This is a genomic window from Streptomyces sp. NPDC056987, from assembly GCF_042673865.1.
Taxonomy (GTDB): Bacteria; Actinomycetota; Actinomycetes; order Streptomycetales; family Streptomycetaceae; genus Streptomyces.
In genome coordinates, this window is sequence record NZ_JBHURV010000023.1 from 1 (window position 1) to 19,354 (window position 19,354).

At 72.3% G+C, this 19,354-nt stretch carries 16 protein-coding genes and 2 pseudogenes; 6 read left to right on the forward strand and 12 right to left on the reverse strand.

Annotation, left to right across the window (positions count from 1 at the left end; genetic code table 11):
- Window positions 1-129: 129 nt before the first annotated feature.
- The 3 genes from ACFTZC_RS24810 to ACFTZC_RS24820 form a co-directional block, all read right to left on the reverse strand.
- Window positions 130-1,911 (reverse strand): ABC transporter ATP-binding protein, encoded by a 1,782-nt coding sequence (locus ACFTZC_RS24810; protein ID WP_382893232.1) that lies wholly within the window; start codon window positions 1,909-1,911, stop codon window positions 130-132.
- On the reverse strand, window positions 1,908-3,806 hold the full coding sequence (locus ACFTZC_RS24815) for an ABC transporter ATP-binding protein (RefSeq protein ID WP_382893234.1): 1,899 nt from the start codon (window positions 3,804-3,806) through the stop codon (window positions 1,908-1,910). Before ACFTZC_RS24815 ends, ACFTZC_RS24810 begins: the two co-directional genes overlap by 4 nt.
- A gap of 111 nt (window positions 3,807-3,917) precedes the next feature.
- Window positions 3,918-4,361 (reverse strand): MarR family winged helix-turn-helix transcriptional regulator, encoded by a 444-nt coding sequence (locus ACFTZC_RS24820; RefSeq protein WP_382893236.1) that lies wholly within the window; start codon window positions 4,359-4,361, stop codon window positions 3,918-3,920.
- Window positions 4,362-4,608: 247 nt separating this feature from the next.
- Here ACFTZC_RS24820 and ACFTZC_RS24825 point away from each other — a divergent pair, with 247 nt between their 5' ends.
- Entirely contained in the window at window positions 4,609-6,537 is a 1,929-nt protein-coding gene (locus tag ACFTZC_RS24825; protein WP_382893238.1) for an ABC transporter ATP-binding protein, read from the forward strand.
- 106 nt (window positions 6,538-6,643) lie between these two features.
- Window positions 6,644-7,486 (forward strand): endolytic transglycosylase MltG, encoded by an 843-nt coding sequence (mltG, locus tag ACFTZC_RS24830; RefSeq protein ID WP_382893240.1) that lies wholly within the window; start codon window positions 6,644-6,646, stop codon window positions 7,484-7,486.
- Between the two features lie 52 nt (window positions 7,487-7,538).
- Here the strand turns inward: mltG and ACFTZC_RS24835 are convergent, their stop codons facing one another.
- The 6 genes and pseudogenes from ACFTZC_RS24835 to ACFTZC_RS24860 form a co-directional block, all read right to left on the reverse strand.
- A complete protein-coding gene (locus ACFTZC_RS24835; protein WP_382893242.1) occupies window positions 7,539-8,690 on the reverse strand; it encodes an NAD(P)-binding domain-containing protein in 1,152 nt (383 codons plus the stop codon).
- Between the two features lie 80 nt (window positions 8,691-8,770).
- A pseudogene (locus ACFTZC_RS24840) lies at window positions 8,771-9,969 on the reverse strand (LLM class flavin-dependent oxidoreductase); the annotation flags it as partial.
- Window positions 9,966-10,100 (reverse strand): annotated as a pseudogene (locus tag ACFTZC_RS24845) (ABC transporter substrate-binding protein); the annotation flags it as partial. The pseudogenes ACFTZC_RS24840 and ACFTZC_RS24845, both read right to left, overlap by 4 nt.
- A gap of 85 nt (window positions 10,101-10,185) precedes the next feature.
- Window positions 10,186-10,959, reverse strand: a complete 774-nt coding sequence (locus ACFTZC_RS24850; protein WP_382893429.1) for an ABC transporter ATP-binding protein — start codon at window positions 10,957-10,959, stop codon at window positions 10,186-10,188.
- Window positions 10,932-11,168 carry a hypothetical protein gene (locus tag ACFTZC_RS24855; RefSeq protein ID WP_382893244.1) on the reverse strand — a complete coding sequence of 79 codons (237 nt, stop codon included), beginning with the start codon at window positions 11,166-11,168 and terminating at the stop codon, window positions 10,932-10,934. Before ACFTZC_RS24855 ends, ACFTZC_RS24850 begins: the two co-directional genes overlap by 28 nt.
- Window positions 11,169-11,414: 246 nt before the next feature.
- Complete coding sequence (locus ACFTZC_RS24860) at window positions 11,415-11,498, reverse strand: putative leader peptide (RefSeq protein WP_382893431.1); 84 nt, start codon at window positions 11,496-11,498, stop codon at window positions 11,415-11,417.
- A 93-nt stretch (window positions 11,499-11,591) separates the two neighbouring features.
- Here ACFTZC_RS24860 and ACFTZC_RS24865 point away from each other — a divergent pair, with 93 nt between their 5' ends.
- Entirely contained in the window at window positions 11,592-12,014 is a 423-nt protein-coding gene (locus ACFTZC_RS24865; protein WP_382893246.1) for a secondary thiamine-phosphate synthase enzyme YjbQ, read from the forward strand.
- A 184-nt stretch (window positions 12,015-12,198) separates the two neighbouring features.
- Here ACFTZC_RS24865 and ACFTZC_RS24870 read toward each other — a convergent pair whose 3' ends face one another.
- The 3 genes from ACFTZC_RS24870 to ACFTZC_RS24880 form a co-directional block, all read right to left on the reverse strand.
- Window positions 12,199-12,639, reverse strand: coding sequence for a hypothetical protein (locus tag ACFTZC_RS24870; protein ID WP_382893248.1), 441 nt, complete (start codon window positions 12,637-12,639; stop codon window positions 12,199-12,201).
- Window positions 12,640-12,726: 87 nt separating this feature from the next.
- Entirely contained in the window at window positions 12,727-13,749 is a 1,023-nt protein-coding gene (locus ACFTZC_RS24875; RefSeq protein ID WP_382893250.1) for an ABC transporter permease, read from the reverse strand.
- Window positions 13,746-14,732 (reverse strand): ABC transporter ATP-binding protein, encoded by a 987-nt coding sequence (locus ACFTZC_RS24880; protein WP_382893252.1) that lies wholly within the window; start codon window positions 14,730-14,732, stop codon window positions 13,746-13,748. The genes ACFTZC_RS24875 and ACFTZC_RS24880 overlap by 4 nt, the downstream gene beginning before the upstream one ends.
- 318 nt (window positions 14,733-15,050) lie before the next feature.
- Here ACFTZC_RS24880 and ACFTZC_RS24885 point away from each other — a divergent pair, with 318 nt between their 5' ends.
- The 3 genes from ACFTZC_RS24885 (at window position 15,051) to ACFTZC_RS24895 (ending at window position 19,302) form a co-directional block, all read left to right on the forward strand.
- Entirely contained in the window at window positions 15,051-16,277 is a 1,227-nt protein-coding gene (locus ACFTZC_RS24885) for a sensor histidine kinase (RefSeq protein WP_382893254.1), read from the forward strand.
- The gene (locus ACFTZC_RS24890) at window positions 16,274-16,930 is read left to right on the forward strand and encodes a response regulator (protein ID WP_382893256.1); all 657 of its coding nucleotides are present in this window, start codon (window positions 16,274-16,276) and stop codon (window positions 16,928-16,930) included. The genes ACFTZC_RS24885 and ACFTZC_RS24890 overlap by 4 nt, the downstream gene beginning before the upstream one ends.
- Before the next feature lie 128 nt (window positions 16,931-17,058).
- Window positions 17,059-19,302 (forward strand): protein kinase, encoded by a 2,244-nt coding sequence (locus tag ACFTZC_RS24895; protein WP_382893258.1) that lies wholly within the window; start codon window positions 17,059-17,061, stop codon window positions 19,300-19,302.
- Window positions 19,303-19,354 lie beyond the last annotated feature (52 nt).

Below are 19,354 nucleotides of genomic sequence, written 5' to 3' on the forward strand. Positions count from 1 at the left end.
GGGCACGCGACGTCGCGTGCCCGGCCCCGGGTCTTTCGTTTCGCGAGGCCCCGTCGCATGCCCGGCCCTGGGGTCCTTCGTTACGCGAGGCCCCGGCGCCGTCAGCCGTTACGCGAGGCCCCGGCGCCGTCAGCCGTGCCAGGAGCGCCACAGCGCGGCGTACGCGCCGTCCGCCGCCACCAGCTCGTCATGGCTGCCCTGCTCGCTGATCCGGCCCTCCTCGACCACCACGATCACATCCGCGTCGTGCGCGGTGTGCAGCCGGTGGGCGATCGCGATGACCGTGCGGCCGTCCAGCACCCGGGCCAGCGAGCGCTCCAGATGACGGGCCGCGCGCGGGTCGAGCAGCGAGGTCGCCTCGTCCAGCACCAGCGTGTGCGGGTCCGCCAGCACCAGCCGCGCCAGCGCGATCTGCTGCGCCTGGGCGGGCGTCAGCGGCACCCCGCCCGAACCGACCTCGGTGTCGAGACCGCCGTCCAGCGCCCGCGCCCAGCCGTCCGCGTCGACCGCCCCGAGCGCCTCCCACAGCTCCGCGTCCGCCGCACCCGTGCGGGCCAGCAGCAGATTGTCGCGCAGCGACCCCACGAAGACGTGGTGTTCCTGGTTGACCAGGGCCACCTGCTCGCGCACCCGCTCCGCCGGCATCCGGGAGAGCTCCGCGCCGCCCAGCGCGACCCGCCCCTGGCGCGGCCCGTAGATGCCCGCGAGCAGCCGCCCCAGCGTCGACTTCCCGGCGCCCGAGGGGCCGACCAGCGCCAGCCGGGTGCCGGGGCTGACGTCCAGCGTCACCCGGTGCAGCACGTCGACGCCCTCGCGGTAGCCGAAGTGCACCCGGTCGGCGGCTACGTCGCGGCCCTCGGGCACGACCGACGCGTCTCCGGCGGCGGGCTCGATGTCCCGCACGCCGACCAGCCGCGCGATCGACACCTGGGCCACCTGGAGCTCGTCGTACCAGCGCAGGATCAGCCCGACCGGGTCCACCAGCATCTGGGCGAAGAGCGCGCCCGTCGTGAGCTGCCCGACGGTCAGCCAGCCCTGGAGGACGAAGATCCCGCCCAGCACCAGCGAGGCCAGGAAGATCGTCACATGCGTGAGGTTGATGACGGGGAACAGCACCGACCGCAGCGAGAGCGTGTACCTCTCCCACGCGGTCCACTCCCGGATCCGCTGCTCCGAGAGCGCCACGCGGCGCCCGCCGAGGCGGTGCGCCTCCACGGTCCGCCCCGCGTCGACGGTCTCGGCGAGCATCGCCGCGACGGCCGCGTACCCGGCGGCCTCCGAGCGGTACGCCGAGGGCGCCCGCCGGAAGTACCAGCGGCACCCGGCGACCAGCAGCGGCAGCGCCACCAGCACCGCGAGCGCCAGCGGCGGCGCGGTCACCGTCAGGGCGCCGAGCAGCAGGACCACCCAGACGACACCGATCGCGAGCTGCGGCACCGCCTCGCGCATCGCGTTCGCCAGCCGGTCGATGTCCGTGGTGATCCGGGAGAGCAGATCGCCGGTCCCGGCCCGTTCCAGCACGCCGGGCGGCAGCCCGACGGACCGGACGAGGAAGTCCTCGCGCAGGTCGGCGAGCATCTCCTCGCCGAGCATCGCCCCGCGCAGCCGTACCAGCCGTACGAACACGGTCTGGATCACCAGCGCGACGACGAACACCGCGACGACCCACTCCAGTCGCAGTTCGCGCGCGCCGTTCGACAGGTCCTCGACGATGGTGCCGAGGAGGTACGGGCCGACCATCGAGGCGATCACCGAGACGGCGTTGACCGTGACGAGGACGACGAACGCCGTCCGGTGGCGCCGCAGCAGCTCGCTCACATAGGTCCGTACGGTCGCCGGTGTCCCGACGGGCAGGGTGGTCGCCGACTCCGGGGCCGCCGGGTCGTACGCCGGGGGCGCCAAGCCGATCACGCCGATTCCTCCATCTCGTTCGTTGCCCCTGCCGCCCGTGACGGGACGGGGGCCATGACATCTTCCGTTTCCTCGGCGCCTGCCGCCGGGCCGTCCGCCTCACCGGGGGCCGCCGCCGCATCGTCCGTACCGGCTTCGTCCGTACCGGCTTCGTCCGTCTCGCGGGTCACGACCGCCCGGTAGCCGGTGGCGCCGGCCAGCAGCTCCCGGTGCGTACCCACCGCCACGGCCTCGCCCTCGTGGACGAAGACCACGCGGTCCGCGTGGTCCAGCAGCAGCGGCGAGGAGGCGAACACCACCGTCGTGCGCCCGGCGCGCAGCTCCTTCACACCGCCCGCGATCCGCGCCTCCGTGTGCGAGTCGACGGCGGACGTCGGCTCGTCGAGCACCAGCACCTCCGGATCCGTGACCAGCGAGCGCGCCAGCGCCAGCCGCTGCCGCTGCCCGCCGGAGAGCGAGCGCCCGCGCTCCGTGATCCGCGACCGCATCGGGTCCCCGCTGCCGTCCACCGACGCCAGGACGAGCGCGTCCAGGACATCGCCGCACTGCGCGGCGGTCAGCGCCGCCGACGGGGCGACCGCGCCGGAGGCCGGGATGTCCAGCAGCTCCGCCAGCGTCCCGGACAGCAGCACCGGGTCCTTGTCCTGTACGAGCACACTGGCCCGCGCCGAGTCCAGCGGGAGATCGTCCAGCGCCACCCCGCCGAGCAGCACGGACGGGTTCTTCTCCGTCTGGGCCGCGTGGCCGCCGAGCCGCTCGGCCAGCCGCCCGGCCGCGTCCGGGTCCCCGCACACCACGGCCGTCAGCAGGCCGGACGGCGCGAGCAGGCCGGTGGCGGGGTCGTACAGATCGCCCGTCGGCCGGGCCTCGGCGAGCCCGCCGCGCTCGTCCTCGAACGCGGTACGTTCCAGCGACAGCACCCGGGCCGCACGTTTCGCGGACGGCCGGGAGAAGGAGTACGCCATCGCGATCTCCTCGAAGTGCCGCAAGGGGAAGAGCATGAGCGTCACCGCGCTGTAGACGGTCACCAGCGCGCCGACCTCGATCTGCCCGTCCAGGGCGAGCCGGGCCCCGTACCAGACCACCGTGACCAGCAGAACGCCCGGCAGCAGCACCTGGATCGCCGAGATCAGGGCCCACATACGGGCGCTGCGCACGGCGGCCTCGCGCACCTCCTGCGAGGCGGTGCGGTAGCGGCCGAGGAACAGCTCCTCACCGCCGATGCCGCGCAGCACCCGCAGCCCGGCGACGGTGTCGGACGCCAGCTCGGTGGCCCGGCCGGCCTTCTCGCGCTGGATGTCGGCGCGCTGGGTGGCGCGGGGGAGGAGCGGCAGTACGGAGAGGGCGAGGACCGGCACGCCGACGGCGACGAGCAGGCCCAGCTCCGGCAGGTACAGGACCAGGCCGACGCAGATCAGGACGATGGCGATGACGGCGGCCAGGAAGCGGGAGAGCGCCTCCACGAACCATCCGATCTTCTCGACGTCGCCGGTGGAGACCGCGACCACCTCACCGGCGGCGACCCGCCGGGTCAGCGCGGAGCCCAGCTCCGCGGTCTTGCGCGCCAGCAGTTGCTGGAGGCGCGCGGCGGCCGTGATCCAGTTGGTGATGGCGGTGCGGTGCAGCATCGTGTCGCCGACGGTGATGGCGAGGCCGAACAGGGCGATCAGACCGCCGGCCAGCGCGAGCCGGCTCCCGGATCGGTCGATGACGGCCTGGACGGCGACCCCGGCGCCGATCGGCAGCCCGGCGATGCCCAATTGGTGCAGCAGGCCCCAGGCGAGTGAGGTGAGCTGTCCGCCCAGCTGGTTGCGCCCGAGCCACAGCAGGAACCGAGGGCCTGACCGGACATCGGGAATCCCCGGATCGGGATACGGAAGGTCGCGAATCTGCATGATGTCCCATGACTCGTGGATGGCCCAAACCGTGCAAGGTTCGCTGTGCTGGAGGCCACGAGGCAAAGGGTTTTCCGTGGAGGAGGCCGGTTCGAGCCAGCCGCACCACCCTCAACAGGGACGTTCGGTGGCCCCGTCGACCAGTGTCGACAGCAGCCCGCCGAGCACCTCGCGCTGCTCGGCCGTGAGCGGTGCCAGGACATCTTCGGCGGCGGACCGGCGCGCGCCGCGCAGGGCGCGCAGTGTCGCCCGGCCGGTGTCGGTCAGCTCGATACGGGTCACCCGGCGGTTGGTCCGGTCGGGGGCGCGGCGCACCCAGCCGCTCGCCTCCAGGCTGTCGACCAGGGTGGTCACGGCGCGGGGCACCACTTCGAGCCGCGTGGCCAGATCGGTCATCCGGGGCGGCGTGTCGTAGAGCGTGAGAGCGCGCAGCAGCCGCGCCTGGGCCGGTGTGATGCCGATCGGTTCGAGCTGCTGCTTCTGGATGCGGTGGAGCCGGCGGGTCAGCCGCAGAAGCTGCTCGGCCAGCATGCCGTCGACATCGGGGGTGCTCATACACGGAATAATATCAGGACCAAGGTAATTGTGAGTATAGGTAACAGTGAGCTAGGGTCGATAAAGCCCACCGGTCCCGCTCCCGGTCCTGGTATCGGTATAGGTGCCTGTGCAGGAATGCCTGTACGGGAATGCCTGTACGGGTGCTTCCACCGCTGCCCGTACCGGTGCTCGTTGTCGGCCCTCCGCTCGGCGGAGGGCACCCGAACCCTCATACGTCACCCCTCACGCGTCATCGAAGGAGCCCATGAAACCCGAACCATCCACCTGGACACCCCCGGCATCTGCACCATCCGTCGCGCCCCCGAAAGGCCGCGCCCCCGGCGGTCCCGACGGGACGGAGGCGCCGGAGCCGCCCGCCCAACTGCGGCGGATCTTCGGCCTCTTCCGGCCCTACCGCGGCCGACTCGCGCTCGTCGGCCTCCTCGTCGCCGCGTCCTCGCTGGTCACGGTCGCCTCGCCGTTCATGCTGCGAGAGATCCTCGACACGGCGATCCCTCAGGGGCGTACCGGCCTGCTGAGCCTGCTGGCCCTCGGCATGATCCTGACGGCGGTCGTCAACAGCATCTTCGGCGTGCTCCAGACGCTGATCTCCACGACCGTGGGCCAGCGGGTCATGCACGACCTGCGGACCGGCGTCTACAGCCGGCTCCAGAGGATGCCGCTCGCCTTCTTCACCAGGACCAGGACCGGAGAGGTCCAGTCGCGCATCGCCAACGACATCGGCGGCATGCAGGCGACGGTGACGTCCACCGCGACCTCCCTGGTCTCCAACCTCACCGCCGTGATCGCCTCGGTGGTCGCGATGCTCGCCCTGGACTGGCGGCTCACCGCCGTCTCGATGGTGCTGCTCCCCGTCTTCGTCTGGATCAGCCGCAAGGTCGGCCGCGAGCGCAAGAAGATCACCACGGAGCGCCAGCGGCAGATGGCCACCATGGCCGCGACGGTCACCGAATCGCTCTCCGTGAGCGGCATACTCCTCGGCCGTACGATGGGCCGGGCCGACTCGCTCACCCGCTCCTTCGCCGACGAGTCCGAGCGACTGGTCGACCTGGAGGTCCGCTCCAACATGGCGGGCCGCTGGCGGATGTCGACCATCGGCATCGTCATGGCGGCCATGCCCGCCGTCATCTACTGGGCCGCGGGCATCGCGCTCGGCGCGGGCGGCACGCCCGTCTCCATCGGGACGCTCGTCGCGTTCGTCTCGCTTCAGCAGGGGCTCTTCCGGCCCGCGGTGAGCCTGCTCTCCACCGGGGTCGACATGCAGACCTCCCTCGCCCTCTTCCAGCGCATCTTCGAGTACCTGGACCTCCCCGTCGACATCACCGAGCCCGAGCGGCCGGTCAGGCTGGAGCGGATCCGCGGCGAAGTCCGCTTCGACGGCGTCGACTTCAGCTACGACGACAAGGACCGGCGCACCCTCAGCGGCATCGACCTCACGGTTCCTTCCGGCGGCAGCCTCGCCGTCGTCGGCCCCACGGGCTCCGGCAAGTCGACCCTCAGCTATCTCGTGCCCCGGCTGTACGACGTGACGGGCGGCCGGGTCCTCCTCGACGGCGTCGACGTACGCGATCTGGACTTCGACACCCTCGCCCGGGCCGTCGGCGTCGTCTCGCAGGAGACCTACCTCTTCCACGCCTCGGTCGCCGACAACCTGCGCTTCGCCAAGCCGGACGCCACGGACGAGGAGATGGAGACGGCCGCGAAGGCCGCCCAGATCCACGATCACATCGCCTCGCTGCCCGACGGCTACGACACCCTGGTCGGTGAGCGCGGATACCGCTTCTCCGGTGGCGAGAAGCAGCGCCTCGCGATCGCCCGCACCATCCTGCGCGACCCGCCCGTACTGATCCTCGACGAGGCGACGAGCGCGCTGGACACCCGTACCGAACACGCCGTGCAACAGGCCATCGACGCCCTCTCCGAAGGACGTACGACCATCACCATCGCGCACCGGCTCTCCACCGTCAGGGACGCGGACCAGATCGTCGTCCTCCACGCGGGCGCCGTCGCCGAGCGCGGCACGCACGAGGAGCTGCTCCGCCAGGACGGCCGCTACGCCGCCCTCGTCCGCAGGGACGAGCGCCCGGCGCACACCGACGCCGATGTGAACGCGGCGGGCGCCGACCCGGCCGACCCCGAGCCGGTCGACGGCCTGGCGCCCGTCGCTCTGTGACCGCGGTGCCGCCGTTCCCGGGGACGGGAACGGCCGAACGCGTACCATCCGTGTCGTCGCGCGCGAGGTGCCGGGATCGGTGATCACTCCGGGTTAGCGTGCCCGCATGACGAACGAGCCTCCGGTGGCACGACCCGGGCGTCGCACCCGGCTGACCCGCCGCGGCCGGCTGGTGCTGATCGCCGGCGCCGCCCTCGCGGTCACGGCCGCGGTGCTGGTGCCGCTGACCCTGCTGTCCGGCGGGGACGACAGCGCCCGGCGGGCGACGACCCTGATCGTCCCCGAGGGGCGGCGCGCGACCCAGGTGTACGCATCGGTCGACCGGGCGCTGGACGTACCCGCGGGCACCACCCGGAAAGCCGCGGTGGACGCCCGGCTCGAACTGCCCGAGGCCGCCCGGTCCAACCCGGAGGGCTACCTCTTCCCGGCCACGTACCCCATCGACTCCACGACCTCCCCGGCCGGGCTGCTCGGCTACATGGTCAGGACAGCGAACCAGCGGTTCGGGGGCGACCGGATCACCGCCGGCGCGCGGGCCCACGGGGTGTCGGCCTACCAGACGGTCACCATCGCCAGCATCGTGCAGGCGGAGGCCGACACGACGGCGGACATGGCCCGCGTCGCCCGGGTCGTGCACAACCGGCTCGCCCTGGGCATGCCGCTCCAGATGGACTCGACGCTCAACTACGGGCTGAACCGCGCCACCCTGGACACCAGCCACGCGGACACCAGGACGGACAGCCCCTACAACACCTACGAGCACAAGGGACTGCCGCCCACCCCGATCGGGAACCCGGGGGAGGAGGCGATGCGCGCGGCGGTCGCCCCCGCGAGCGGCGACTGGCTGTACTTCGTCACCGTGCGGCCCGGGGACACCCGCTTCACCAACCGGTACGCCGAACACCGCAAGAACGTCGAGGAGTTCAACAAGCACCGCAGGGACGCGTAGGGCCCGTTCGCTCTCGTCCGGGGGAGGTGTTCAGCCCTCCCGTACGCGGCCCTCAGGCAGTCAGCGCCGCCGCCTTCTCCTCCCCGGCCGTCGTGCCCCCGCCAATGTCACCGCCGTTACGGTCACCGGAGCCGCGTGCCAGCAGCCGTCGGATCTCCCGGACGGCCGCCCGGCCGGCCCGGTTGGCGCCGATCGTGGAGGCGGACGGCCCGTACCCGACCAGGTGGACCCGTTCGTCCCGTACGGCGCGCGTCCCCTCGATCCGGATTCCGCCGCCCGGCTCCCGGAGCCCGAGCGGGGCGAGCTGGTCGATGGCGGGCCGGAACCCCGTCGCCCAGAGGATGACATCGGCCTCCACCGTCCGGCCGTCGTCCCAGGCCGCACCGTCCGGCGTGATCCGGTCGAACATCGGCAGCCGGTCGAGCACCCCCTCGGCGCGCGCCCGCGCGACGGCCTCGGTCAGGGGGAGCCCGGTGACCGACACCACGCTCCGCGGCGGCAGCCCCCGGCGCACCCGCTCCTCGACGAGCGCCACGGCCGACCGGCCCCACTCCTCGGTGAACGGGCCCTCACGGAAGACCGGCGGACGCCGGGTCACCCAGGTCGTGTCCGCCGCCACCCGCGCGATCTCCATGAGGTGCTGGGTGCCGGAGGCCCCACCGCCGACCACGATCACCCGCAGCCCCGCGAACTCCTCGGGCCCCGGATAGGTCGCGGTGTGCAACTGCCGCCCCCGGAAGCTCTCCTGGCCCCGGTAGCGCGGCCAGAACGGGCGGTCCCAGGTCCCGGTGGCATTGATCAGCGCCCGGGCCGACCAGTTCCCCGCCGAGGACTCCACCAGCAGCCGCCCGCCCATGCCTTCCCGTACGGCGCGGACATCGACGGGCCGGCGGACCCGCAGGCCGAAGCGCCGCTCGTACGCCGTGAAGTAGGCGCCGATCACCTCGGACGACGGCCGGTCGTCGTCGTCCGGGCCGGTGACCAGCTCCATGCCGGGCAGCGCGTGCATGCCGTGGACCTTGCCGTACGTCAGCGAGGGCCAGCGGAACTGCCAGGCGCCGCCCGGTCGCGGGGCATGATCCAGGACGACGAAGTCGCGGTCCGGCTCCAGCCCCGAGCGGCGCAGATGATAGGCGCCGGACAGGCCCGCCTGCCCGGCGCCGATGACCACCACATCGATGTCGCGTACCCCGAAGTCGTTCACGTTTCTACCAACAGCCGGGGCCCCGGCAATCTTCCCGGCCCGGACGGTACGGGACCGTACGGGAACCTCCCGGACTCAGCGCCCCCGGCCGGCAGCAGCGGCGCGCCGCCACCGCCCGCGGGCCTGCCGCCGGTCCCCGCCACCCCGAGCAGCGGGGACGCCGGGACCCGCGCGAGCAGCCCGCGCTCCGCCAGCACCGGCGTCACCCCCTCCCCGAACCAGTACGCCTCCTCCAGATGCGGATAGCCCGAGAGCACGAAGTGCTCGATGCCCAGCTCGTGGTACTACTCGATCCGGTCGGCCACCTCGGCGTGGCTGCCGACCAGCGCGGTGCCCGCCCCGCCCCGTACCAGACCCACCCCCGCCCAGAGGTTGGGCGAGATCTCCAGCTCGTCGCGGGAGCCGCCGTGCAGGGCGAGCATCCGCTGCTGGCCCACCGACTCGCTCCGGCCCAGCGCCTGCTGGGCCGCGGCCACCGTCCCGGGGGCGAGGTCGTCCAGCAGCCGCCCGGCCGTGGCCCACGCGTCACGCGCCGAGTCCCGCGAGATGGTGTGCATCCGGATGCCGAACCGGACCCGGCGCCCGCGCTCCTCGGCGAGCGAGCGGACCCAGTCGATCTTCTCCTCCACCTGCTCCGGCGGTTCGCCCCACGTCAGATAGACATCCGCGTGCTCCGCCGCGACCGGCCCCGCCGCGGCCGACGAACCGCCGAAGAAGATCTCGGGCAGCGGGTCGGGCGGCAGGGCGGTCAGCCCGCCCTCCACCTGGAAGTGCTCCCCGTCGAAGTCGTACGGACGCCCCTCCCAGGCACCCGGTACCACCGACAGGAACTCCGCGGTCCGCGCGTACCGCCGGTCGTGGTCCAGATGGTCCCCGAAGCGCCGCTGCTCCGTAGCGTCGCCGCCGGTCACCACGTTGAGCAGCAGCCTGCCCGGGTGATCCGCTGGTACGTGGCCGCCATCTGCGCCGCCAGGACCGATGAGATCAGCCCCGGCCGGAAGGCGACCAGGAACTTCAGCCGCTCGGTCTGCCGCGTGAGCGCCATCGTCGTCAGCCAGGCGTCCTCGCACCAGGTGCCGGTCGGCGTCAGTACCGCCTCGAAAACGAGGTGCTCGGCGGCCTTGGCGATCTGGGCCAGATACCCGATGTCGGGCGCCCGCACCCCGCTCACCGGGGTGATCCTCGACCGCTTCACACCGCCGTCGGCGTACGCGTGCCGGTCCACGAGCGTGCGGCCGTCGCCGCCGGTCGGCAGGAACCAGTGCAGATGAACACTCATCGGGAGGAAGCCTTTCCATAGCTGCGCGCGAGTGAGGCCGACGGCGGCAGATCCTTGTTGAAGCGGTCGTCCACGCAGTCGGCGAAGTCGAAGCGGCGGGGGATGAGCCCCAGTCCGGCGAAGGTGTCGGCGGACGAACTGCCGGAGCAGCACAGGACAGTGGGCAGAAAGCGTTTCATGAGTGGCCTCTCAGGTGGGGGGAGGGAGTGCACCGGGCTACGCCGCTGAGCCATCGGGACCGACCGGGTGTTCGTCGACCCCCAACTCGGCCAGCAGCCGCGCGCGGAGAGCGGTGAGGCCCGGATCGCCCACGGTGCGCGGCCGGTCCAGCGCGACCGGTGTGTCGTACGCGATCGCACCGTCCCGCATCACCAGCGCCCGGTCCGCGAGCAGCAGGGCCTCCTCGACGTCATGGGTGACGAGCAGGACCGCGCAGCCGCGCCGCTGCCACAACTCGGCGACCAGCCGCTGCGCCATCAGCCGGGTCAGCGCGTCCAGCGCTCCGAACGGCTCGTCGAGCAGCAGCAGATCCGGCTCGCGTACCAGAGCCCTGGCGAGCGAGGCGCGCTGAGCCTCGCCGCCGGAGAGCGTCCTGGGCCAGGCGCCCGATCGGTGGGCGAGGCCGACCTCGGCCAACGCACTCTCCGCCACGGCCCGTTCGGGCTTGCCGTCGAGCCCGAGCAGCACATTGCGCCAGACCCGTTTCCAGGGCATCAGTCGCGGCGCCTGGAAGGCGACGGCGCGCCGCTTCGGCACGAGTACGGTGCCCTCGATCTCCCGGTCGAGGCCGGCGAGGACCCGGAGCAGGGTCGACTTGCCGCAGCCGCTGCGGCCCAGCAGGGCGGTGAACTCCCCGGGCCGCAGCGTCAGATCGAGCCCGTCGATCACCGGACGCCCGCCGAAGGACCGGGTCAGCCCCTCGACCCGTACGGCCGCCGCGCCGCCCCGGTCCGGCGTCGCGTTCACCGGCCCTCGAAGGTCGGTCGCCAGTGCGGCAGCAGCCTTTCGAGAGAACGGACGACGGCGTCGGCGAACCGGCCGAGCAGGACGTGGACGACCAGGTCCTCGCCGAGCCGGGAGAGCCCCGACACCAGCGCGAGCGCGACGCCGACGACCCCGCCGAGCAGCGGCCCGACGGCACGGCGCAGCCGGCGGGGGACGGAGCGCAGTCGTGAACCCTGTGCGGCAACCGGGGTCACGGCCTCCGGAACAGGCGGTGGATGAGTTGATTCAGTGGATATGTCCGGCGGTACGTGATCGACGGTCATGGCGGCTCCACGGGCAGCGACAGAGCAGGGGGAGGGGAGCGAGGGAGGGGAAGGCGTCAGGACCCCGCCCTGGCCGTTCGCGCACGTCGGTGCTACGGCACGGTCAGCCGGTGGACGACGGGGAAGGCGGGATGACGCGTGGGCTCGGGAAAGAAAGGCGCCGGAGCCGGGAAGGGGTCAGCGGCCGCGGCAACACGCGGCGGAGGCCACCCGCAGCAGGTCGATGTGACCGCGCGTGGTGAGCAGAGCTGATCGCGACATGTCGCAGAACGTAGCGAGAGATTCCGGATCCGGTCAATGGTTGTCTCGGCACGCGGACGCGCATTCCCGCCCGACGGTTGGCACGATGGACGCATGTCTCACGCGTTCACGACCAGAGTCCTCAGCGTCACCACCGGCACCGAGGAGACGGTGACCGATCTGACCCACGACTGCGCCGCATTCCTCCGGGAGGCGGCGCAGGGCCGGGACGGCCTCCTGAACATCTTCGTACCGCACGCCACCGCCGGGGTCGCGGTCATCGAAACGGGCGCGGGCAGCGACGACGACCTCCTCGCCGCCCTGCGCACCCTGCTCCCCGCCGACGACCGCTGGCACCACCGCCACGGCACCCCGGGTCACGGCAGGGACCACGTCCTCCCCGCCCTCGTACCACCCCACGCCACGTTGCCGGTGATCGAGGGACGCCTGGAGCTGGGCACCTGGCAGTCGGTCTGCCTGGTCGACACGAACACCAGCAATACCAACCGGAAAGTCCGGTTGAGCTTCTTCGGTTAGCAGTCGCGTCGGTGGCCCTGTGGACGGGAGGACGCAGCAAAGCTTCCTATGGCCGTCGGTTGCGCCGTAGCTGCTCCTTCAAAGCTCCAGGCCGCGGAGCACGCGATGTGGGTCAGCTCGTGCCAGGACAGGTCGGTGTGGGCCGACCGCTCAGCTCTGCGCGCGTGTGCGCGGTGATCCCTGGTCAGCGGCGGCCGGTGGACAGGATGACGAGGAACTGGCCGCCGCCCGCCTCGATGTCGGCGGTCAACGGCAGCCCCGGTACCAGTCGGGAGAACCGGTCCACCAGCCAATCCGCCGCCTCTTGGGCGTCCCGCCTGGTCGGACAACGGCCCACCATCTCGCGGCCCCCCTTGCGCTCCAGCCTCCCCGCAACGCTGATCAGCGGCGCGGGTTCGACCACGTACAGGCGGTCCGGCCAGGCGATGACCACCTTGACCGCGCCCTTGCGGGTGTTGCATCCGCGGTGCGCGAGCCGCTCGGCGACCTTGGCCTTCCGGTCGGCGGTACGGCTGTCGACGCTGGGACCCCGCGGGTCGTTCACCGACTCGTCGGGGTCGACCGCTTCGTCACACACCCAGCACCGCCAGTTGTCGCGCGCGGCCACATCATCAAGGAGACTCATCCGAGCAAACTAGCCTGCCCGGCCGGTGTTGCCGCAGACGGGGCCCGACTCCCCGGAGTCGGGCCCTGGCCCTTCCCTGCCGGGACGTCACAGGAGTCGCTTGCGGCCCCAGGTGATGATGAAGGTGACGAGGGCGGCGGTGATGGCGAGCATGATGCCCGCTCCGAGCCACTGCATCGTCTGCATCTGGTCGACCGGGAGGTAGTCGATGGACCAGCCGACGACGTGCTGGGACTCCAGGCAGGCGGTGTGCGCCCGGTCGTTGTCGATCCGGTCGAGGCAGGTGGTCCAGTCCAGGCGGTCTCCGGAGCTGGTGAGGAAGTAGGTGCCCTGTCCCAGCTGCTCCGCCTGGTCGGGCAGCTCCGGCGGTACGTTGCCGGGGCCGACGCCCTTGTCGGTGCTGATCGACATGACCTGTCCCAGGTTCCGCCAGAGTTCGCTCCAGACGAACCCGATCGCCACGACGATGCCGAGCGTGACCACCATCGATACCAGCGTGCGGCGCAGGAGCAGGCCGGCCGCCACGCCCACGGTGAACGTGAGCAGGGCGTACGCCACCGGTACGACCCCCGTGACACTGAAGAAGGCGGTCCATATGAGGCCGCTGGACAGTCCCTTGACCGGGTTCCACCACCAGGTGAGGACGGCGGTGAGCACGCTGGTCGACAGGGCGAGCATCGTGGCGGGAACGGCGAGTTTCACGGTGAGCCACCGCAGTCGGCTGACGGACTGCGAGGTGACCAGTTTGGCGGTGCCGGACTCCAGGTCGCCCGCGATGAGCGGAGCCCCGAGGAGGACGCCGGTCAGGACAGGGACGTAGCTGAGGTAGCTCCCGATGCTGAGCAGGCGGTCGACATAGGTCTCGAACTCGGGCGGCAGGCCGCCGGACCTCCGTGCGGTCGGGGCCTGGGTGGCCAGGAAGTCCATCATCTGCCCGCGCAGGTAGAGCATGGCGAGCACACCGAGGAGGGTGACGGCGATGAGCGTCCAGAACGCGGCGCGGTGCTGGCGCCAGACGAGCCAGACCGGACCGCCCAGCCGGGGGATCCAGTTGTCCCGTAGGGATCCGGCGGGCGTCGTACGGGCCGGGTCGCGGGTGAGCGTGGTCATGCCGTCACAGCCTTCGTACGGTCGCGGGTGATGATGTCGTGGATGTCGCCGGCCCGGGCACCGGGGGTGATCAGCGGGGGCGCGTCGGGTGACCGCAGATAGCCGAGCAGAAGCTCCTCCAGGGTGGGCGGCTCGGCCTGCCCGCCGTACTGGATCGGGGCGCCGAGGCGCACCAGGACACCCGGCCGGCCGTCGCCGCGGCGGGAATCGATGACCTGGTGCGGGGCGACGGCGGGGGAGGTGCCGCCTCCCGGGGCGTCGATCAGGGCGTGTGCGGCGCGCAGTTCGTTCACCTCGCCCGCGAGCCGCAGCCCGCCGTTCGCGATGACGAGGAGGTAGTCGCAGATGTGCTCCAGCTCGGCGAGCATGTGCGAGGAGACCAGCACCGTGGTGCCGTGTTCGGCGGCCTCCGCCGTCAGTGTGCTCATGAGCTCGCGGCGGACCAGCGGGTCCAGATCGGCCATCGGCTCGTCGAGGACGAGCAGATCGGGGCGCTTCCCGAAAGCCAGGGCGAAGGCGACGCGGGTGCGCTGACCGCCGGACAGGGTGGCGACCTTCGCCTCCAGCGGGACCTGGCCCGCGCGGACGATGCCCTCGGCGACCTCCTGGTCCCAGCGGGGGTTGAACTCGCGGCCCAGCCGCAGGGTCTCGGCCACGGTGAAGCGCCGGAACAGCGGCTTCTCCTGGGTGAGGAACGCGGTGCGCAGCACCGCCTCCGTCGACCCCGGTGCCGCGCCGAACACCCGCAGGGCGCCGGTCGTCGGCCGGATCATGTTGTTGGCCAGGCCCATCAGGGTGCTTTTGCCGGCGCCGTTGGGGCCGACGAGGCCGCATACCCGCCCGGCCGGCAGCCGGAAGGAAACGTTACGCAAGGCCCAGCCGCGCCGGTACTTCTTGCCGAGGCCCTGGGCCTCGATCGCGTTCCGGCCGGCGGGGTGTGCGAACTCCGTTCCGCTTCCGTAGTGCGACTCTGCGTGATTCACCTGTGGATCCTTTGCGTGGGGGAGGGGTGGGCCCTGTGCGTGGAGGGAGGGGCCGGCTGTGCGTGCGGTCGACCGCCGGGACGCGGTATCGCCTACGCGGGCGGCCTGCGCGGCTGTCACCGAGGAGGGCGCTGCCGCCGGGGGCGCATCGAAGTGGGGTCGGCCGTGATCGTGACATGCTCCTTGTGTGATGAACGGCGAACGCCGCCCGGTGGAGACGATTCTTCGCCGCCGCGCCCCGCGGCGGATCGGGCGAAAGACAGATCATGGGCGGCCGGCTCAGACTTTCGGCCGGTCGGCGGGAGGACGGTGAGAGAGGTGCTGGGAACGGCCGACACAGCGGCGGCCACCACCGCGGCCACACGGGAGAACGGTCATCCGCGGGTGCTGCCCGTCACCGTCCGGCTGCTGTTGCTGGTGGCTCTGGCCGGCCTCGTCGTGCTGGACGGGGTGGGCGGCGGTTTCTACTCGATCCGGGACCACGGCCCCTCCGCCCTGGGCCCCGCCAAGCTGGGAGGCGCCCTGCTGGGCATCGCTCTCGTCGTAGCCTCTCCACGGCTCGGCGGCCGGGCGCTGCCGGCGGCCGGCTGCACACTGGCGGTCGGGTCGCTGTGCCTCTCGGTGGTGCTGCACCTGGAGTTGTCGGCCGGCTCGCAGGCGCTGGGATTCGCCGAACCGGCGGCTCTGGCGTGGCTCCTGCTGGTCATCGCCCGACGCGGGGTGCCGTCGTGGGCGGCGGTGGCCGTCCCCGCCCTGTTCCTGGCGATCGTGCTGCGGCCGGTGTCGATCTCGGCGCGGCAGTCCACCACCATCATGGCGCTGCTCTTCGCCCTGGGAGCGGTCACGGCGCTGGGCATCGGCCTCGGGATGCGTCTGCTGCTGGCGGACCGGCGGCGGCAGGCGGCGGCGCTCCGGCTGGAGCAGCGGACGGAGTTCGCCAGGGACCTGCACGACTTCGTCGCCCACCATGTGACGGGTATCGTCGTACAGGCGCAGGGAGCCCAGGTGATGGCGGGCCGGCGGCCCGAACTGGTGCCGCCCGCGCTGCGGCGGATCGAACAGGCGGGTTCGGAGGCGCTGACCTCCATGCGGAACATGGTGGGGATGCTGCGCGATGCCGATGGAGAAGTGGCGCTGACGCCGCTCGCGGGCATCGGCGAAGTACGTTCGCTGGTCGAGGAGTTCTCGGCGGTAAGCGGCGCCCGGGCCCGGCTCGATCTGGAAGGCGCCTTCGACGACCTGCCGGTGGAGGTGACCACCACCGCGCACCGGGTGGTGATGGAGGCGCTCACCAACGTACGCAAACACGCCCACGGGTGCACCGAGGTGCGGGTACGCGTGGACCGCTCGGGAGACCGGGTCACCGTACGGGTCAGCGACGACGGACAGCCGGGCCACGTCTCGCACAGCGGCTTCGGGCTGAAGGGCCTGGCCGAGCGGGTGGGCCTGATCGGCGGAAGCGTCCGGGCGGGCCCGGTGACGGGCGGCGGCTGGGGCGTCGAGGCGACGCTCCCGGTGTCCACGGCCGGGGTGGCGGTCCCATGACGATCCGGGTGCTGATAGCCGACGACCAGGCCATGGTCCGCGCCGGGTTCGCGATGATCCTGGGCGCGGAGGACGACATCGACGTCGTCGGGGAGGCCGAGGACGGGGTGCATGCCGTGGAACTCGCCGAGCGCCACCGGCCCGACGTGGTGCTGATGGACATCCGCATGCCCCGCATGGACGGGCTGGAGGCGCTGCGCAGGCTGACGCGCCCCGGCACCGTGAATCCGCCGAAGGTCGTCGTGGTCACGACGTTCGACGACGACGAGTACGTCCAGCGCGCCCTGAGCGAAGGCGCCTCCGGGTTCCTGATCAAGGACTCCGGGCCCGCTCTGCTGGTCGAGGCCATCAGGGCGGCCGCCTCCGGCGAGGCACTGGTGAGCCCGGCCATCACCGTACGGCTGCTGCGGCGCCTCACCAGCGCCGTACCCGCGCCCAGAGAGCCGGACACCGCGCTCTCCGCACGGGAGAAGGATCTCGTACGTCTGGTGGCCAGAGGGCTGACCAACGCCGAGATCGCCACCGAACTGTCCATCTCCGTCGGCACGGTGAAGACCCATCTCGGCAACGTGCAGGTCAAACTGCCCGCCCGTAACCGGGTGGAGATCGCCGCCTGGGCCTGGGAATCCGGCCTGGTCGACGGGCGGGGGTGAGCGGCCGCGGTCCTCCCGCTCCGGCACCCTCTTTGCTCTGCCGTACCGACCTGCGACTAGTTTGTACGCAGGACAGGTACGCGGACCCGTGGCGACATAGGTGCACGGGGGACGAGAGGTCGGGAAGAGTGTCGCTGCGGGGAGGCGATCCAGCCGAGATCGGCGGTTATCCGCTGGAGGCGCGGCTCGGCTCGGGGGGCATGGGGACGGTCTTCCTGGCCCGTACGAGTTCGGGGCGGCCTGTCGCGATCAAGCTGATCCACCAGCAGTTCGCGGGGGACGACGAGTTCCGCATCCGTTTCCGGCAGGAGGTGGCGGCGGCGAGGCGGGTGAGCGGAGCGTTCACCGCCGCCGTGGTCGACGCCGCCCCCGAGGCCGAGCAGCCGTGGATGGCGACGACCTATATCGAGGGGCCGACCCTCGCCCAGTACATCGCGACGGACGGCCCGCTGAACGGAGCGGAGCTGAGGAGGCTGGCCATCGGGCTGGCGGAGGCGCTGCGCGACATCCACCGGGTGGGGGTCGTCCACCGGGACCTGAAACCCTCGAACGTCGTGCTCTCGCCCGAAGGGCCACGCGTCATCGACTTCGGCATCTCGCGCGCCGTGGACCAGCAGACGCTGACGATGACAGGGCGGGTCATCGGTACGCCGCCCTTCATGTCGCCGGAGCAGTTGCAGGCGCCGCGTGGTGTGGGGCCGCGCTCCGACGTCTTCTCGCTGGGGACGCTGCTGGTGTACGCGTCGACCGGTCACGGGCCCTTCGACGCGGACAGCCCCTACCTGACGGCGTACCAGGTGGTGCACGAGGAGCCTTCGCTGGGTGCCGTGCCGGCGGCGTTGCGCACCGTCGTCGAGTCGTGCCTGGTCAAGGAGGTGGAGGGGCGCCCCTCGGCGGACGAACTCCTCGTGCTGCTGCGGGACCTGCCGTCCGACCTCGGCGGGACCGACACGAACGGGGCCGGCGCGGGCTGCACCCGCGACATGGACACCCAGCATCACTTCGCGGCGGCGGCCACCCCGGCGCCGACTGCCGCGACCACCGCCCCGGCCGGTCCCGATACGCGGAGTACCGGTGCTCCCCTCGGCCGCCGTCTGCGTCGTCGGTGGCGGCCCGTGCTCGCGACCTCGGTCGCGGTGGCCGCGATCGGCGGAGGCGTCGCGGTGCTGACGTCGGGCGGCTTCGGGGTGGACGGCGGCAGCCCCAAGGGCACCAGCGCCGCGGCGCCGAGTGCCGCACTCCAGGACGTCCTCAAGCCGTGGCACGAGACGGTGCCGGGCGGTCGTGCGGACATTCCCGACGAACTGCGCTGCGTCGCGCGCGGCGACGCGCTGTTCTGCGGGGGCGGCGGTGTGGTCGCGACCCGTGTCAGGGCCTCGGACGGCTCGCGGGTGTGGACGGCGAAGAGCCCGGGCGTCCCCGTCCAGGGGATGCACCTGGTGGGCGCCACCGACGACACGGTGCTCGGTCACCGCTTCGCCGCCGAGGACGCCCCGCAGGACCCTTCCCATGAGGTGGTGGCCCTCGACGCGAACAATGGCCGGGAGCTGTGGTCCGTGCCGTCCGGCGCCCAGTCGACGGCCGTCACGGGCCGGACGCAGGACGCCGTGGTGATCGGCTCCACCGTGGTGACGGTCGACGCCACCAACTCCCGCTTCGAGGCCCGGGGCGCCCACAGCGGAAGGGTTGCCTGGAAGACGCCCTTCCCCGCGGGCACACAGTGCGCTCCCGTCCTGGCGGGCCCGCAGCTCCTCGCGATGTGCGCGACGGATGCGGAGGTGGATGCCTCGGAGGTGCGCCACCCCACCCTGTACACGGTCGACCGGGCCTCGGGCACCCTGGGCAGGCCCATCGCGGTCGACGGCCCCGCCGTGCCGATGGGCTTCGCCGATGGCAGGCTCGTCCTCTTCCAGGTGCGCATGGAGGGAACGGGGTGGGCCGGTTACGACGGGGTGGCGCAGGTCCATCCGGCCTCGCGCAAGGTCACGTACTCCCGGCTGGCCAGGACATACCCGGGGACGCCCGGCATGGCGGACGGCACCCTCTACGTGAGCAGGCAGATCGGTCTCGTCACCGCGCTCGACCCTGCGACGGGCCGGGAGAAGTGGTCCCGGCAGACGGGCGTGGAGGGTGCGTCGGGCCCCGTGGCGGGAGCCGGCGCACTGTATTTCAGCTCGGCCACCGGCCGCGTGGTCGCGCTGTCGCCGCGCGACGGCACACCCCTGTGGACAACAGATCCGCAGGTCGACGGTCTGACGGGCGAGGACGGCGCGAGCCCGCGCGTGACCCTCGCGGGGCGTGCGGTGGTCGTGACCGCGGCCGAGAACACTCTCTTCGCCTTCGATGTGCGGAAGCCGCCGAAGTCGGGCTGACGGCACGACGCCGTCCCGATGCTCCACGGTCCGGTCGCCACAGTGATCGGCA

Excerpts from the sequence above, each read along its gene's own strand:
- ACFTZC_RS24815 (WP_382893234.1), bottom strand. The coding sequence starts at position 3,806 with ATGCAGATTCGCGACCTTCCGTATCCCGATCCGGGGATTCCCGATGTC.
- ACFTZC_RS24825 (WP_382893238.1), top strand. The coding sequence starts at position 4,609 with ATGAAACCCGAACCATCCACCTGGACACCCCCGGCATCTGCACCATCC.
- ACFTZC_RS24870 (WP_382893248.1), bottom strand. The coding sequence starts at position 12,639 with ATGAGTCTCCTTGATGATGTGGCCGCGCGCGACAACTGGCGGTGCTGG.
- ACFTZC_RS24865 (WP_382893246.1), top strand. The coding sequence starts at position 11,592 with ATGTCTCACGCGTTCACGACCAGAGTCCTCAGCGTCACCACCGGCACC.
- ACFTZC_RS24875 (WP_382893250.1), bottom strand. The coding sequence starts at position 13,749 with ATGACCACGCTCACCCGCGACCCGGCCCGTACGACGCCCGCCGGATCC.
- ACFTZC_RS24860 (WP_382893431.1), bottom strand. The coding sequence starts at position 11,498 with ATGTCGCGATCAGCTCTGCTCACCACGCGCGGTCACATCGACCTGCTG.
- ACFTZC_RS24890 (WP_382893256.1), top strand. The coding sequence starts at position 16,274 with ATGACGATCCGGGTGCTGATAGCCGACGACCAGGCCATGGTCCGCGCC.
- mltG (WP_382893240.1), top strand. The coding sequence starts at position 6,644 with ATGACGAACGAGCCTCCGGTGGCACGACCCGGGCGTCGCACCCGGCTG.
- ACFTZC_RS24820 (WP_382893236.1), bottom strand. The coding sequence starts at position 4,361 with ATGAGCACCCCCGATGTCGACGGCATGCTGGCCGAGCAGCTTCTGCGG.